Annotated in this window: 14 protein-coding genes; 13 read left to right on the top strand and 1 reads right to left on the bottom strand. The window is 56.0% G+C overall.

Translation table 11 applies throughout. From position 1 onward, the window contains the following. Positions 1–86: 86 nt before the first annotated feature. Positions 87–956 (bottom strand): YitT family protein, encoded by an 870-nt coding sequence (locus PSAB_RS15800; RefSeq protein WP_025335556.1) that lies wholly within the window; start codon positions 954–956, stop codon positions 87–89. A gap of 173 nt (positions 957–1129) precedes the next feature. Between PSAB_RS15800 and PSAB_RS15795 the strand changes: the two genes are divergently transcribed. The 13 genes from PSAB_RS15795 to dinG all read left to right on the top strand — a co-directional run bounded on the left by PSAB_RS15795 (position 1130) and on the right by dinG (position 13499). Then, on the top strand, positions 1130–1459 hold the full coding sequence (locus PSAB_RS15795; protein WP_025335555.1) for a nucleotide pyrophosphohydrolase: 330 nt from the start codon (positions 1130–1132) through the stop codon (positions 1457–1459). A gap of 43 nt (positions 1460–1502) precedes the next feature. Continuing rightward, complete coding sequence (locus PSAB_RS15790; protein WP_025335554.1) at positions 1503–2024, top strand: tetratricopeptide repeat protein; 522 nt, start codon at positions 1503–1505, stop codon at positions 2022–2024. A gap of 34 nt (positions 2025–2058) precedes the next feature. Further along, positions 2059–2862: a 4-hydroxy-tetrahydrodipicolinate reductase gene (gene dapB, locus PSAB_RS15785; RefSeq protein WP_025335553.1), complete on the top strand. Its 804-nt coding sequence runs from the start codon at positions 2059–2061 to the stop codon at positions 2860–2862. 15 nt (positions 2863–2877) lie between these two features. Continuing rightward, the gene (mgsA, locus tag PSAB_RS15780) at positions 2878–3297 is read left to right on the top strand and encodes a methylglyoxal synthase (RefSeq protein ID WP_025335552.1); all 420 of its coding nucleotides are present in this window, start codon (positions 2878–2880) and stop codon (positions 3295–3297) included. Next, positions 3294–3998, top strand: coding sequence for a bacillithiol biosynthesis deacetylase BshB1 (gene bshB1, locus PSAB_RS15775; protein ID WP_025335551.1), 705 nt, complete (start codon positions 3294–3296; stop codon positions 3996–3998). The genes mgsA and bshB1 overlap by 4 nt, the downstream gene beginning before the upstream one ends. Before the next feature lie 65 nt (positions 3999–4063). Next, the gene (gene bshA, locus PSAB_RS15770; RefSeq protein ID WP_025335550.1) at positions 4064–5218 is read left to right on the top strand and encodes an N-acetyl-alpha-D-glucosaminyl L-malate synthase BshA; all 1155 of its coding nucleotides are present in this window, start codon (positions 4064–4066) and stop codon (positions 5216–5218) included. A 17-nt stretch (positions 5219–5235) separates the two neighbouring features. Beyond that, complete coding sequence (locus PSAB_RS15765; RefSeq protein WP_226991716.1) at positions 5236–6477, top strand: CCA tRNA nucleotidyltransferase; 1242 nt, start codon at positions 5236–5238, stop codon at positions 6475–6477. 27 nt (positions 6478–6504) lie between these two features. Beyond that, positions 6505–7296, top strand: a complete 792-nt coding sequence (locus PSAB_RS15760; RefSeq protein ID WP_025335548.1) for a biotin--[acetyl-CoA-carboxylase] ligase — start codon at positions 6505–6507, stop codon at positions 7294–7296. Between the two features lie 332 nt (positions 7297–7628). Further along, a complete protein-coding gene (gene panB / locus PSAB_RS15755) occupies positions 7629–8498 on the top strand; it encodes a 3-methyl-2-oxobutanoate hydroxymethyltransferase (protein WP_025335547.1) in 870 nt (289 codons plus the stop codon). Continuing rightward, positions 8498–9388, top strand: coding sequence for a pantoate--beta-alanine ligase (gene panC, locus PSAB_RS15750; RefSeq protein WP_025335546.1), 891 nt, complete (start codon positions 8498–8500; stop codon positions 9386–9388). The genes panB and panC overlap by 1 nt, the downstream gene beginning before the upstream one ends. Next, on the top strand, positions 9381–9764 hold the full coding sequence (panD, locus tag PSAB_RS15745; RefSeq protein ID WP_025335545.1) for an aspartate 1-decarboxylase: 384 nt from the start codon (positions 9381–9383) through the stop codon (positions 9762–9764). The genes panC and panD overlap by 8 nt, the downstream gene beginning before the upstream one ends. A 118-nt stretch (positions 9765–9882) precedes the next feature. Continuing rightward, positions 9883–10524 carry a tetratricopeptide repeat protein gene (locus PSAB_RS15740; protein ID WP_025335544.1) on the top strand — a complete coding sequence of 214 codons (642 nt, stop codon included), beginning with the start codon at positions 9883–9885 and terminating at the stop codon, positions 10522–10524. A 116-nt stretch (positions 10525–10640) separates the two neighbouring features. Further along, positions 10641–13499 carry an ATP-dependent DNA helicase DinG gene (dinG, locus tag PSAB_RS15735; protein WP_025335543.1) on the top strand — a complete coding sequence of 953 codons (2859 nt, stop codon included), beginning with the start codon at positions 10641–10643 and terminating at the stop codon, positions 13497–13499. Positions 13500–13543 lie beyond the last annotated feature (44 nt).

Genomic DNA, 13543 nt, shown 5'->3' with positions numbered 1-13543 from the left:
CCATTCGAAAAAAAGCGGGACAGGGCGAGGATTCTTCCACGACCTGTCCCGCTGATTTTGTTAAAGGGTATAACCGCTCGAGAGCTTCATATTTCCCGAAAGCCTTCCCCCTGAACGTCGTGCACATCGCTGATAATGACGAACGCCCGGGGGTCGACCGATTTGACCAACTGGCTGAGCCGCCGGATTTCCTGTCGGGAAACAACGCAGTAGACAGTATGCTTGGCCTGCTTCGAATAGGCGCCGATCGAGGGGATCAAAGTGACGCCCCGCTCCAGGTCCCTGGTGATCAGCTCTGCGATTTCCTGCCCGAAGTCGCTAATAATTGTAAAAGCCTTGGCGGCATACGCGCCTTCCTGGATAAAATCGATCACGCGGGAAGAAATAAAAACGGCAACCAGCGTATACAAAATTTTCTCTCTTGGGATATAGAGCAGGGAAGAGCCGATAATAACAACATCGATCACCAGAATGACCTGTCCCATGCTCCAGCCGAAACGCCGGCCGCATATGCGGGCCACGATATCGACGCCGCCGGTCGTGCCGCCGAACCGGAATACGAGGCCCAGACCAAGGCCCAGCGTAACGCCTGCGTAGAGGGAGGCAAGAATAAAATCATGCTCCGTCTGGAAGGGCTCCACCCACCCAAGCGCGATCATCCGCTCGAATACCCACAGGAAGAAGGACAGTGATCCGATGCCGACACCGGTGTAGATGATTTGACGGCCGCCAAGCTCTTTCCAGCCAAGCAGGAACAGCGGAAGGTTAAGCAGGAGCGTGGTCAGAAACACCGGAATGCCGAAGCCGTAATTCAGGAGAATGGTGATCCCGGTTACGCCGCCTTCCATAAGCTGATTGGGAATAATGAAGTAGAGCAGTCCAAAAGCGTACACCGCGGTCCCGAGCATAATCGGAGCGACCGTCTTGATGATTGAACTCAATTTTGCAGTATTCATGGAATCCTCCGTGAAGCCGTGATAACGGCAGTTTTTCTCCGCCAGCATGAAAGTATACCTATATAACAATCGCAAGGCGAGCAAAAAAGATTTGTCTTCAAAACGTCTTTACGATAACATAGGGGCAAACGAAAAGGCAATATGCGGCAGATCGAAAGGAGAGACGCCGGAATATGGAGAAAAGTCTCGCCGAAATACAGCGGGAAGTGGACGCTTACATTTCCCAGTTCAAGGAAGGCTACTTCAGTCCGTTATCGATGCTTGCGCGCATGTCCGAGGAAGTGGGGGAACTGGCCCGCGAAGTCAATCATTCTTATGGAGAGAAGCCGAAAAAGGCCGACGAGCCCGAAAATTCGATTGAGCTCGAGCTGGGCGATATCCTCTTCATCACCGTATGCTTCGCGAACTCTCTCGGAATCGACTTGACCGAAGCCATGGACAAGGTCATGCGCAAATTCAACACCCGCGACGCGGACCGCTGGACGAAAAAAAACACCGATTAGGCGCCGCCGCATATGATGAATCATATGACGGAGGGTGGTACGTATGAGTCCCGGTGATTATGTGAAGGAAGCGTACCGCTGTATATTGCGAAGCGATTTCGAAGAAGCGATACAATGCTTCGAAGCGGCGATTGCGGCCGACCCGAATGATCCGGAAGTCCGGTATCGCTGTTCAATCACTTACGCGCGCAGCGGTAAGCTCGAAAAAGCGGTCGAACATGCCAAGGCCGCGGTGAAGCTTGACGGCACCAAGACGGATTACAGACTGCATTTGCAGCATTTGCAGGCCATGCTGCACGTACAGGAAGCCAAACGGCTGCTGGAGGACGATATAAACGCCAGGAATAACCCATACCGGCCGATTACCTTGCTCAAAGAAGCGGTAAAGCTCGATCCGCTCTACGGGGACGCTTACGTATGGCTGGCCATTGCTTACAGCAGAATGAACGAGCATTTATCGGCAATTGCAGCGATGAAGGAAGTGATCGCGCTGCACCCGGACGATAACGGGTTAAAAGAATTAATGAAGGATCTGCAGAAATCGCTGCTAAAGTACATGCAGTAATCAACAGATGAAGAAAGCGGGGGTCAGAACGTACATGAATAATAAAATCAGAGTCGTTGTTTCGGGAGCGGGCGGCCGGATGGGCAGAGAAGTCGTCAAGCTGGTTCTTCAGGATGAAGATCTGACACTTGCGGCCGCTGTGGACCGTTCGCTGCATGACATTGACGCGGGGCGGCTGGTAGGCCTGCCTGAAGCGGGAGTGACGGTTACCGGGGACCTCGAAGCCGCTTTGGCGGCGGGCGACGCGGACGTGCTCGTCGATTTCACGACGCCTCAATCGGCTTATGCCAATACGGCGTTGTCCATCAAATACGGGGTAAGACCGGTTATCGGAACGACCGGATTTACTCCGGAGCAGATAGAAGAACTGGACAAGCAGTGCCAGGATCAGGGAATCGGCGGCCTGATCGCCCCGAATTTCTCAATCGGGGCCATTCTGATGATGAAGTTTGCCGCCCAGGCGGCAAAATACTTTCCTCATCTTGAGATTATTGAGTATCATGGAGATCAGAAGCTGGATGCTCCTTCCGGCACGTCGATCAAGACGGCCGAGATGATTGCCGAGGCGCGGGAAGAACTGCGTCAGGGCAACCCGCAGGAAGAGGAAGTGATTGAAGGCGCCCGCGGAGGCTATTATAACGGGTTCCGGATTCACAGCGTCCGGCTTCCGGGCGTTTTTGCACAGCAGGAGGTCGTGTTCGGCAGCTTCGGCCAGACGCTGAAGATCCGCCACGATTCCTACGAGCGTGCGGGATATATGCCCGGGGTGAAGCTGGGCATCGAGAAGGTTATGGGTTACACGGGTTTGATTTACGGATTTGACCACTTTATCGAATAGACAGGGGAGAAACCGATGAAGATTGCATTTATTGCGCATGACCGCAAGAAAGATGAAATGGTTAATTTTGTAACAGCATATGAGCATGTGTTCCAGGGACATGAAATGTACTCGACCGGCACGACCGGGCAGAGAATTATGGAAGCGACCCAGCTTAAAATTAATCGCTTTATGTCGGGTCCGCTCGGCGGCGACCAGCAGATCGGCGCGCTTGTTGCGCAGGACGAGCTGGACCTTATTATCTTCCTTCGGGACCCACTGATGGCCCAGCCGCATGAACCGGATATCTCCGCTCTGCTGCGGCTGTGCGATGTGTACGGTATTCCGGTGGCAACCAACATCGCAACCGCGGAAATCCTGGTCAAAGCGATCGACCGCGGCGATTTCGCCTGGCGGGATCTGGTACACAAGTACAAGCCGGGAGTCGACGAATGAAGCTCGACATCCTTGTGTTCGGCGCCCATGCCGACGACGCGGAGATCGGCATGGCCGGTACGATTGCGAAGCATACGGCAGCCGGACTTAAGGTCGGGCTTTGCGACCTGACCGCCGCAGAAATGTCCTCCAATGGCACGCCCAAGATCCGCAAAGAGGAAGCCGCTCGGGCCGCCTCTGCGCTCGGCGTATCATCGCGCACCAACTTGGGCCTTCCCGACAGGGGACTGCGCCTGACCGAAGACCAGATTTGGGCTGTGACGGCGGAAATCCGCCGCTCCTCGCCCGATATCGTGTTCGCTCCCTACTGGGAAGACCGCCATCCCGACCATGTCGCCTGCGGCACGCTTGTGGAAGAGGCGGTTTTTAATGCGAAGCTTCGGCGGTATATGCCGGCGCTGAAGGCGGTTCCGGCTCCGCAGCTCTATTTTTACTTCATTAATGATTTGGGGCGTACGGATCTTGTTGTCGATGTGTCCGAAACTTACCAAGCGAAGGAATCAGCTCTATCCGCTTACCGCTCCCAGTTTCAAAAGACACCGGGCGAGGATGTCGTAGCGACGCCGCTCAACGACGGTTATATCGAACGGGTCCGCTCCAGAGATATGCTGCTCGGTCAGCGGAGAGGATTTTCTTTGGCCGAGGGCTTCGCTACCAAAGTTCCTTATGCGGTAGATTGGTTCAAAAGAAAGAAACAGTGACGGAGGCGCCCGCAAACAGCGGATAAGCGCTGACCAATCAGTCAATAAATAAAGGAGACGGACATATGGACCGGTTGTTGAAAATAGGCATTACCTGTTATCCGTCTCTAGGCGGCTCCGGTGTAGTGGCTACGGAGCTGGGAAAGCTGCTGGCCGAAAAAGGTCATGAGGTTCATTTCATTACGCACAGCATTCCGTTCCGTTTGGGGACGTTTCAGAAAAATATTTTTTATCACGAGGTTGAGGTCAACGACTATTATGTATTCCGTTACCCGCCTTATGATCTTGCTCTGGCGACCAAAATGGCCCAGGTAGCCAAGATGGAGAAACTGGATCTTCTTCATGTGCATTATGCGGTTCCCCATGCCGTCTGTGCTTTTCTTGCGAAGCAGATGGTTGGCGGCGACGGGGTCAAGGTGGTCACAACGCTCCACGGCACGGATATTACGGTGCTGGGCCAGGACGAATCGCTCAGGGATCTGATCCGGCTCGGTATCAATGAGAGCGACGCGGTGACAGCGGTATCGCAGGACCTGATCAATGAGACGCGGCGGGTGCTGGATATTTCAAGGGAGATCGACCTGACCTACAATTTTGTGGATAAAAGAGTCTATTATCCCCGGGACGTTTCCGACCTGCGTGGGGATTTTGCGTCCCCGGATGAAAAAATATTGATGCACATCTCCAATTTTCGTCCGGTCAAGCGAGTCGGGGATGTGGTGGATATCTTCGACAAGGTGGCAAAGAAGATTCCTTCCCGTCTCCTGCTTGTGGGCGAGGGCCCGGAGCTCCCGAAGATTCAGGCCAAGATCGCGGAAATGGGTCTGGAGGACAAGGTGCGGTTTCTCGGGAAGCAGGATGAGATCGCCCAGGTCATATCGCTTGCGGATGTGCTCTTGCTTCCTTCGGAAAAAGAGAGCTTCGGACTGGTCGCTTTGGAAGCGATGGCCTGTGGCGTGCCGACGATCGGCTCGCAGGCCGGGGGCATACCAGAACTGGTGCTGCATGGCGAAACCGGATTTCTGGCGCCGATCGGCGATACGGCCGCCATGGCGGAATATGCCGTCCGTCTGCTGACCGACGAGGCTCTGGCCCGTAATATCCGCAAAGCCTGTCTGGAGCGCGCGCGAGAGGATTTCTGCAACGACGCTATTACGGATCAATACGAAAGCATTTATTACCGTGTGCTGGACCGCAAGACCGCGAACACGGTCTGCTAAAGATTGGAGCTTGAGTGATGATGAACTGGAAGATGGCCGATCCCCTGATGGCCGAGGCTGCGGGCCGGATCATGGTCCGCCTAACCGAAGCGGGACATGAAGCGTACTGGGTCGGGGGCTGTATACGCGACGAGCTGCTCGGGCGTCCAGTTAACGACATGGACATTACGACCTCGGCCCGGCCGGAATCGGTCATGTCGCTCTTTCCAAAATGTGTGCCTACCGGCCTCCAGCATGGGACCGTTACCGTACTGGAGGCTGGTTTCCCGTTTGAAGTGACGACCTATCGGACCGAGAGCGGCTACGCCGATCACCGCCGTCCGGAGACCGTTGTCTTCGTGAAGGATGTCAAAGAGGATCTTCGCCGCCGAGATTTTACGATCAATGCGATCTGCATGGGTCTTGACGGAGCGCTGATCGACCCGTTCGGCGGAGCGGAGGACCTTCGCGGCCGGCTGATCCGCTGCGTCGGCACCGCGGAGGAGCGCTTTGACGAAGACGCCCTCCGTATGCTCCGCTGCGTGCGGTTCGCGTCCACGCTGGACTTCCGCGTCGCGAAGAATACGTGGCGCGGTCTCCTGCGCCGCCGGGACGGGCTGGCGCATATTGCCGTGGAGCGCGTCTTTGCTGAGCTGACGCGCATCGTGGAAGGCCCCAGGCCCTTCAGCGGCCTGGGGATGCTTGCGCGCAGCGGACTGCTGGCGCGCGGAAAAGCCCCGTTCCCCTGGACGGGCGAACAACTGGCGGCCGCTGCCGCCAGTCTCGCCCCCATAGGGGAACTGGAGAGCGCCCTCCTGCGGTGGGCGCTGCTCCTCCATGCCCTGGGCACCCCGGCCGGTGAGGCCGAGGGGGTGCTGCGGGCATGGACGTTCCCGGGGGCGACGCGGCGCGGCGTCGCCCAGGTGCTGCGGTTCCGCGAGGCGTGGACCGCAGCGGCGGAGGCGGGGCCGGAGGATGGCCCCGCGGACTTCCGGCGGCGGTTCCTCGCCGCCGTGCTGGCCTTCGGCGCGGACGCCGCCGAAGGGTGGCTGACGCTGCTGGCCGCCCTGCCCGGCGGCGGCCCGGGCGCCGGGCTCGTCCCGATGGCCCGGCGGTGGCTGCGCAAGATGCCCGTACGTGGGCTGGCCGATCTGGCCGTGACGGGCGGGGATTTGGCAGCCGCTCTGAACAAGCGTCCGGGCCCGTGGCTGGGGCAGCTGCTTCAGCAGCTGCTGCTGGCCGCGGCAGCGGGTGACGGTCCAACGACAGGGCGGCCCTGATTACGATAGCGAAAAGGATGAATCAACATGAGCACGAAGAAGATGCGGGCCGCTGAAGCAGACGGCCTGCGGGACCCGGATTGGGCCGGTAGGCTGCACCGTATGGATACGGTGGTCTCGACCCAGGAGGAGGCGAAGCGGCTGGCGGAGAGCGGCGCGCCGGAAGGAACGGCCGTCATGGCCGAGGAGCAGACCGGCGGACGGGGACGTATGGGCCGGAAATGGCATTCCCCCAAAGGCAAGGGCATCTGGATGAGCGTCGTCTTGCGACCGTCCATTCCGCTGCAATCCACGCCTCAACTGACGCTGCTGGCAGGCGTTGCGGTCTGCACGGCTATCCGGAAGATAACCGGAGTTGAAGCCGGCATTAAATGGCCCAACGATCTTCTGGCCGGCGGGCGGAAGGTGTGCGGCATTTTGATTGAATCGAATGTCGGGCCGGGAGGCCTTCAATATGCAATTGCCGGGATCGGTATCAGCGCGAATCTGTCGGAGGAAGACTATCCGGCGGAGCTTAAGGAAATAGCGACCTCGCTGCTGATCGAAGGCGGAGTGCCGGTTGACAGAGTGAAGCTGGCCGAAGAAGTGCTGCGGGAGCTGAAAACCCACTACGAATTGTACCTGGAGCAGGGATTTGGACCGATTGCCCGTTTATGGGAGGAACAGTCAGTTACTCTGGGCCGGAGGATTGGCCGGAGGACCCAACAGGGCTGGCTTGAAGGCACGGCAATCGGACTAGGCGAAGATGGCGAATTGCTGCTTCGGGATGATAACGGGATGGTGACGAGTGTCTGTTCCGGCGAAATTGTCCTTATTTAGACAAAGGATTCCATTCCTTGTCATATTTTTATCGTGTATTTATGCGGTGAATTTGTTATACTGTTCGCAAGAGGCGGTATCGGTTAGACGAACTGCACTCCCCGAAATGATGAGACGGAATGCCTCTTTCTTATGAGGAAGGCGCAGGAAGTTTCTTCTTGTAACTGTAGTGACGGTTACGTTGGATTCTGCTCTGAGCCGCAAGGACCGAGACAGAAGGGACGATCGCGAGTGACTCTTTTTTGCCCTTCGGACCTTTTTAGCGGATACGCTAAAAGGTTTTTTTGTTTGCGCTGATAGAGGCGCGGGGACTCGCAAAAGGGGAAAAGGGAATGGCTGAGAAACAGGCACTGAATATTGTGAAAATGAAAAAAATGAAGGCGGAAGGCGTGCCGCTGAGCATGCTGACGGCGTATGACTATCCTTCGGCCCGTCTGGCTGAAGAAGCCGGCGTCGACATGATCCTCGTCGGCGATTCGCTCGGCAACGTTGTTCTCGGATATGATTCGACGCTGCCTGTAACGATCGACGATATGGTCTATCATACGCGGGCGGTTGCAAGGGGAGCGGAGCATACCTTCATTGTGGCGGATCTGCCGTTTATGACATATCACGGCAGCATTGACGAAAGTCTGCGCAACGTGCGCCGGCTGATGCAGGAAGGACATGCTCATGCGGTTAAGATGGAAGGCGGGCTCGAAATTTGCGGAACCGTGTCAACCATCGTCTCTGCGGGCGTGCCGGTGCTGGGCCATATCGGCTTGACGCCGCAATCGGTGAATACGATCGGCGGGTACCGGGTGCAGGGCAAGGACGCCAGGGACGCCCAGCGGCTGATGGACGAGGCGAAGGCGCTGGAGAAGGCGGGCGCGTTCGGTATTGTACTGGAGCTGGTGACTGAGGAAGTGGCGGAGGCCATCACACGGGAGCTTTCCATACCGACGATCGGAATCGGTGCGGGCCGTTATTGCGACGGGCAGGTGCTCGTGTACCATGATGTGCTTAAATATGCTTCGCCATACAGGGAGAAGCGTTTTGTGAAGACATACGCTGATGTGGGCGGCATCATCCGCGAAGCGCTCGGCGAGTATGTCAAGGACGTCAAACAGCGTGCCTTCCCAGCCGCAAATCACGCGTTCGGCGCGGATGAAGGTGTGCTGGAATCACTGTACGGCGCTGCCGGAAAAGGAGCGAGATCATAATGAGAGTCGTTAGAACGGTAGAACAGCTTCGGGAGGCCGTCGGATTTATGCGGGGTGCGGGCCAAGGCCCCGTCGGACTTGTGCCTACGATGGGCTATCTGCACGATGGTCACGCCAGTCTGCTGCGCCGTGCGGGCGAAATGTGCGGTACGGTAGTCATGAGCATCTTTGTCAATCCGATTCAATTCGGACCGAATGAGGATTTCGAGGCCTATCCGCGCGACGAGCGGCGGGATCTGGAGCTCGCGGAACGCGAAGGCGCGGATATTGTATTTATTCCGGCGGTGGAGGAAATGTATCCTCGGGAAATCCGCAGCAAAATCGTAGTCTCGTCACTTACGACGAGATTATGCGGCGCCTCGCGTCCGGGCCATTTTGACGGAGTGACGACGGTGGTTGCCAAGCTGTTCAATATGGTTCAGCCCGACTATGCCTATTTTGGACTGAAGGACGCTCAGCAGGTGGCGGTGCTTCGGCAGATGGTCGACGATTTGAACATGAATGTGAAGATTGTTCCCTGTCCCATCGTACGCGAAGCAGACGGACTTGCGCTCAGCTCCCGTAACGTCTATTTATCGGCTGAAGAGCGCCTACAAGCGCTGGTGCTGTCCCGTTCGCTTCGGGAAGCTCACAGTGCGGTGGAAGAAGGCCGCGCCGCTACGACCGATGAAGTGCGGGAGCTGTTGAAATCCACTATTTCAAGCTCACCGCTTGCCGATATTGATTACGCGGAGATCCTGACCTTTCCGCAGCTTGAACCGCTGGAAGGGAATTTTCCGCTCGTAGAGACCGATGGAGAGATTATCATGGCGCTGGCGGTCCGGTTCGGCCGCACCCGTCTGATCGACAATATGATCTTTACGCCGAAGGAGGTCGCAGCCCTTGTTTAGACATATGATGAAATCCAAAATTCACCGGGCGACGGTAACCGAAGCCAATTTGAACTACGTCGGCAGCATTACGATCGATGAGGATCTGATGGAAGCCGCCGATCTGCTGGAGAACGAAAAGGTGCAGATTGTGGACAACAACAACGGTTCGCGTCTGGAGACTTATGTTATACCGGGCCCGCGCGGCAGCGGCGTCATTTGTCTGAACGGTGCAGCGGCAAGACTTGTGCAGCCCGGCGATACGGTCATTATTATTTCCTATGCGATGCTTTCCCATGAAGAGCTTGGGCATCACAAGCCGACGGTCGTTTTTGTGGATGAGAACAATCGTCCGGTCAAGCTTGATAATAAGGAGCTTCACGCGACGATTGCCTGATCCCGGCATAACGGGAGGGCATGCAATCACTGCCACGCATGAAAGAGCGTCCTCAGGCGAACAATGAATTCAGGCAAGCTGCACTGATCTCATTGTTCCTAAAGGAGGGATGGCTCCCGTGTTTCAACAGATGTTTGCCGAAATGAACGTGATGCTTTCCGATATCGCCAAACAATGGCCAGGAGCCCAGGGCATCCGGCGGCAAGAGCTGCTAAGCAAATACCGGATGCTCCGCAAGCTCAGCGATGAAGCGCTGGACGAATGGCTTGCTTTTGCGGAGGCGCTCAGTATGTTCCGTCAACATACGGATCTTTCCGAGGAGACGGAGACAGAGCCAGCCGGAAGTGAAGCACCTGGGATTGAGATGGAGAATTTTGCGCGCGGCCAGGGATATTACAAGCTGCTGATGTATCCGAAATGCATCGAACAGTTCAGTACCGTTATCCTTCATTATCCCGACAACCTTGCGGCCCGGCTGTATCTTGCGATGTCCCATCTCCATCTGGGCAAAGCAGGCGAGGCTTGGGAACATTTGGAACACATGCTGCCCCTCGTTCAGAGCCGTAAGCTTAAAGCGCATCTCTATAACGCCATGGGCTGCATTGCCGCCGCTGGCCGGCGGTTTGGGGAAGCCAAGGAGCTGTTCAATCTAGCGCTGAAATATGATCCGTCGTTTCAGGAACCGGGCCTCAATCTGGAGATTTGCCGGCGTGGCAGAGGTGAGCTGCAGATCGGAAGTGAGCTGGCTTCTCTGCTTTAAATCTTGCGGTTATTTTTTGGAGCGATGCAACTGCTGCTTGCGGCAGGGTGCATCGCCTTTTTTCGCAACTTCTGTTATGCTGATAGGTAGTATCAAAATGAAAGGGTTTAAACATCATGAAATTTGCCGTGCTTGATTTTGAAACAACAGGAACCCAGTCCGTAGGTGAAATTATTCAGGTCGGACTTGCCATTATAGAAGAAGACCGGTCCATTTCGCGTGTATACGGTTCCTACGTCAAGCCCGGAGGACCGATACCCCCTTTTATTACCGGTCTGACCGGCATTACCGACAACGACGTGCAGGACGCGCCCGAGCTTGAAGAAATGATGATGGAACTGGTGCCCCTGCTGAATGATGTTGTGCTCGTCGGACATAATGTCGCTTTCGATTTTCATTTTCTGCAGAATGCACTGGACCGCTGCGGATATTTGCCGTTTCAGGGCCGAATTCTCGATACGATCGATTTTCTGAAAATCTGTTTTCCGTCGCTCACTTCTTACCAGCTTGGAGCCGTCAGCTCCCATTTCGGCATTGTCCACGAGCGTCCGCATCAGGCGGATAGCGACGCGCTTGCTACCGCGCATGTGCTGCTGAAATGTCTGGATGAGCTGTACAGCCTGCCTTTGCTTACAGCGCAGCGACTGACGGAGCTGTTTGCGGGAGAAGACAGCGATATGAGCTGGTTCTTTGACGGTCTGCTGGGCGAACGTGAAATGGAATCGTTTCAGCCGGAGAGCGAGCTTCAATTCTACCGTCAGCTAGCACTCGCCGCAGGCGATTGGACGGATCTTCCCCCACCACGAGAGGACGGCGACAATCCGGCGGAGCAGCTGTCTTTTGAAGACTATATGGAAGAGGTTCTCAAGCGGCTGCGGAGCATCCTGCCCCAATACGAAAGCCGGCAGGCACAGGAGATCATGTTCGCCGAAGTGATTCAGGCGTTGGAACAAGAGAAGCATTTGCTGATCGAGGCGGGCACGGGAACCGGCAAGTCGCTTGGTTATTTGCTGCCGGCGATTTACCAGAGCGTCCGCACCGGTCAAAAAGTAATGGTCAGCACTCATACGATTAATCTTCAGGATCAGCTTCGCGAACGGGATATTCCATTATTAACCGAGACCGTACCTTTTCCGTTCAAGGCGGCGGTGTTTAAAGGCAGAGGACACTATTTGTGTCTGCGTAAATTTGAACATAAAATTAATAAGAAAGATTTCGTCTCGCCAAGGGAGGATACGCTGACCGCCGCGCAGATGATCGTGTGGCTCACCCAGACCGAATCGGGCGACGACGAAGAGCTGAACATGAGCAGCCGGGGAGGCGACTTCTGGGAAACAGTGGCGAGCGATACCGACTCCTGTCTTGGGCGTGCATGTCCCTGGTTCCGAAAATGCTACTATCATCGCGCGAAGCATGAAGCGGGAAACGCGGATGTGGTCATTACTAATCACTCCAAGCTGTTTGCCGACGTCAAAGCGGGTCATCAGCTGCTTCCTGCCTATGAATATCTGGTGATCGACGAGGCGCATCAGCTGGAGGAAGTGGCAGGGAAGCATCTGGGCATGAATATGAAGCATTTCACGGTGTCCCATACGCTGAATCGTCTGTACAAAGACAGCCGGAACGGCCAGCTGCCCGCGCTGCGCCAGATTCTTCAAAGCTCAGGGAGCGAGCAGGCCTCCGAGTGGAGCGGCGTTATCGACCGGGTGTACCCCGATCTTCTTACCGTCAAGGAGTCGTGGGATCTGCTCAGTGAGAAGCTGTTCACTCTCATACCCGAACGTGCCGACACAGCGGCGGGAGAAGCGGGACAGCTTGTGCACCGTCTTCTGCCCGCCAAGAAGCCGAAAGGCTGGGAGGAGCTTGCATCGCTTGAGAATACGCTGAATCTCTCATTAAGCGATGCGATCCGCAAAGGCGAGAAAATGCTGTCCGAGATGCGCGATCAGGACGGTCAGTCTTCGGCAGACAGCCTCGTAACCGATATCGGCGGACTGTTCAAGGATTTGGCTGAAATCCGCGAGCAGGTGCATTTTTTTATGGGTATGAACAATGAAAATGTTGTATATTGGCTGGAGGCGAATGGAAATTACCGCAGCAAATCGCTCCAGCTTTATGCAGTACCTGTGGATGTCAGCGCCCAGCTGAAGGAGCTTTTTTTCGATAAGAAAAAAAGCATTGTCCTGACCTCCGCAACACTGTCGGTCGATAAATCGTTCCAGTATATGATCGACAATCTCGGTTTGAACGAGGCTCAGGAGGAGGGACGGCTGTCCACAATCCAGCTCCCATCTCCGTTCCGGTATCGGGATCAGGCGCTGCTGGTTATACCGCGGGATTTTCCCAGCGTGAAAGGGACCGTTGGCGATGCTCGGTTCGTCGATATGCTCGTTCAATCCTTGGCCGAGGCTGCGGTTACGACGAAGGGACGCATGCTGGTGCTATTCACATCCTACAAGATGCTGCGCCAAGTGTTCGACCCGCTCAAGGAAGCATTGGCTTCCGAGGAAATCACCGTGCTGGGCCAGGGGGTCGAAGGAGGGAGCCGGAGCAAGCTGCTTCGCCGCTTCCAGGATAATTCCGCTTCTGTTCTGCTTGGAACGAGCAGCTTCTGGGAAGGGGTGGACATTCCCGGCGACGCGTTAACCTGCCTTGCAATCGTAAGGCTGCCGTTTCAGCCGCCGAATCACCCTCTTGCAGAGGCCAAAGCCGAGCTGCTGCAGGCGCAGAAGAAGAATCCGTTCATGAAGCTGTCGGTCCCGCAGGCCGTCATCCGTTTCAAACAAGGATTCGGCCGCCTCGTCCGGACCGCGCAGGATCGCGGAATAGTTATCGTATATGATACCAGAGTAATCGAATCTTATTACGGAAAATACTTCCTGTACTCGCTGCCCGGACCGAAAATGGAGCATATGACGACAGAGCAGATGGTTCCGCGAATCGCCGAATGGCTCCAGCATGACGGAGCATCCTAAATTCGGGTGGCCGTGTGCAACATAGGTCAATCATCGGGTTTAAT

It is taken from the genome of Paenibacillus sabinae T27, assembly GCF_000612505.1.
GTDB classification, from domain to species: Bacteria; Bacillota; Bacilli; order Paenibacillales; family Paenibacillaceae; genus Paenibacillus_AQ; species Paenibacillus_AQ sabinae.
Note: the sequence above shows the minus strand (reverse complement) of the source record. Positions and strands in the feature narration are given on the sequence as shown.

Bases quoted from the DNA above. Each gene is read 5' to 3' on its own strand.
- PSAB_RS15765 (WP_226991716.1), top strand. From the start codon at position 5,236: ATGATGAACTGGAAGATGGCCGATCCCCTGATGGCCGAGGCTGCGGGC.
- PSAB_RS15790 (WP_025335554.1), top strand. From the start codon at position 1,503: ATGAGTCCCGGTGATTATGTGAAGGAAGCGTACCGCTGTATATTGCGA.
- mgsA (WP_025335552.1), top strand. From the start codon at position 2,878: ATGAAGATTGCATTTATTGCGCATGACCGCAAGAAAGATGAAATGGTT.
- PSAB_RS15795 (WP_025335555.1), top strand. From the start codon at position 1,130: ATGGAGAAAAGTCTCGCCGAAATACAGCGGGAAGTGGACGCTTACATT.
- PSAB_RS15800 (WP_025335556.1), bottom strand. From the start codon at position 956: ATGAATACTGCAAAATTGAGTTCAATCATCAAGACGGTCGCTCCGATT.
- dapB (WP_025335553.1), top strand. From the start codon at position 2,059: ATGAATAATAAAATCAGAGTCGTTGTTTCGGGAGCGGGCGGCCGGATG.
- bshA (WP_025335550.1), top strand. From the start codon at position 4,064: ATGGACCGGTTGTTGAAAATAGGCATTACCTGTTATCCGTCTCTAGGC.
- PSAB_RS15760 (WP_025335548.1), top strand. From the start codon at position 6,505: ATGAGCACGAAGAAGATGCGGGCCGCTGAAGCAGACGGCCTGCGGGAC.
- bshB1 (WP_025335551.1), top strand. From the start codon at position 3,294: ATGAAGCTCGACATCCTTGTGTTCGGCGCCCATGCCGACGACGCGGAG.
- dinG (WP_025335543.1), top strand. From the start codon at position 10,641: ATGAAATTTGCCGTGCTTGATTTTGAAACAACAGGAACCCAGTCCGTA.
- panB (WP_025335547.1), top strand. From the start codon at position 7,629: ATGGCTGAGAAACAGGCACTGAATATTGTGAAAATGAAAAAAATGAAG.
- panC (WP_025335546.1), top strand. From the start codon at position 8,498: ATGAGAGTCGTTAGAACGGTAGAACAGCTTCGGGAGGCCGTCGGATTT.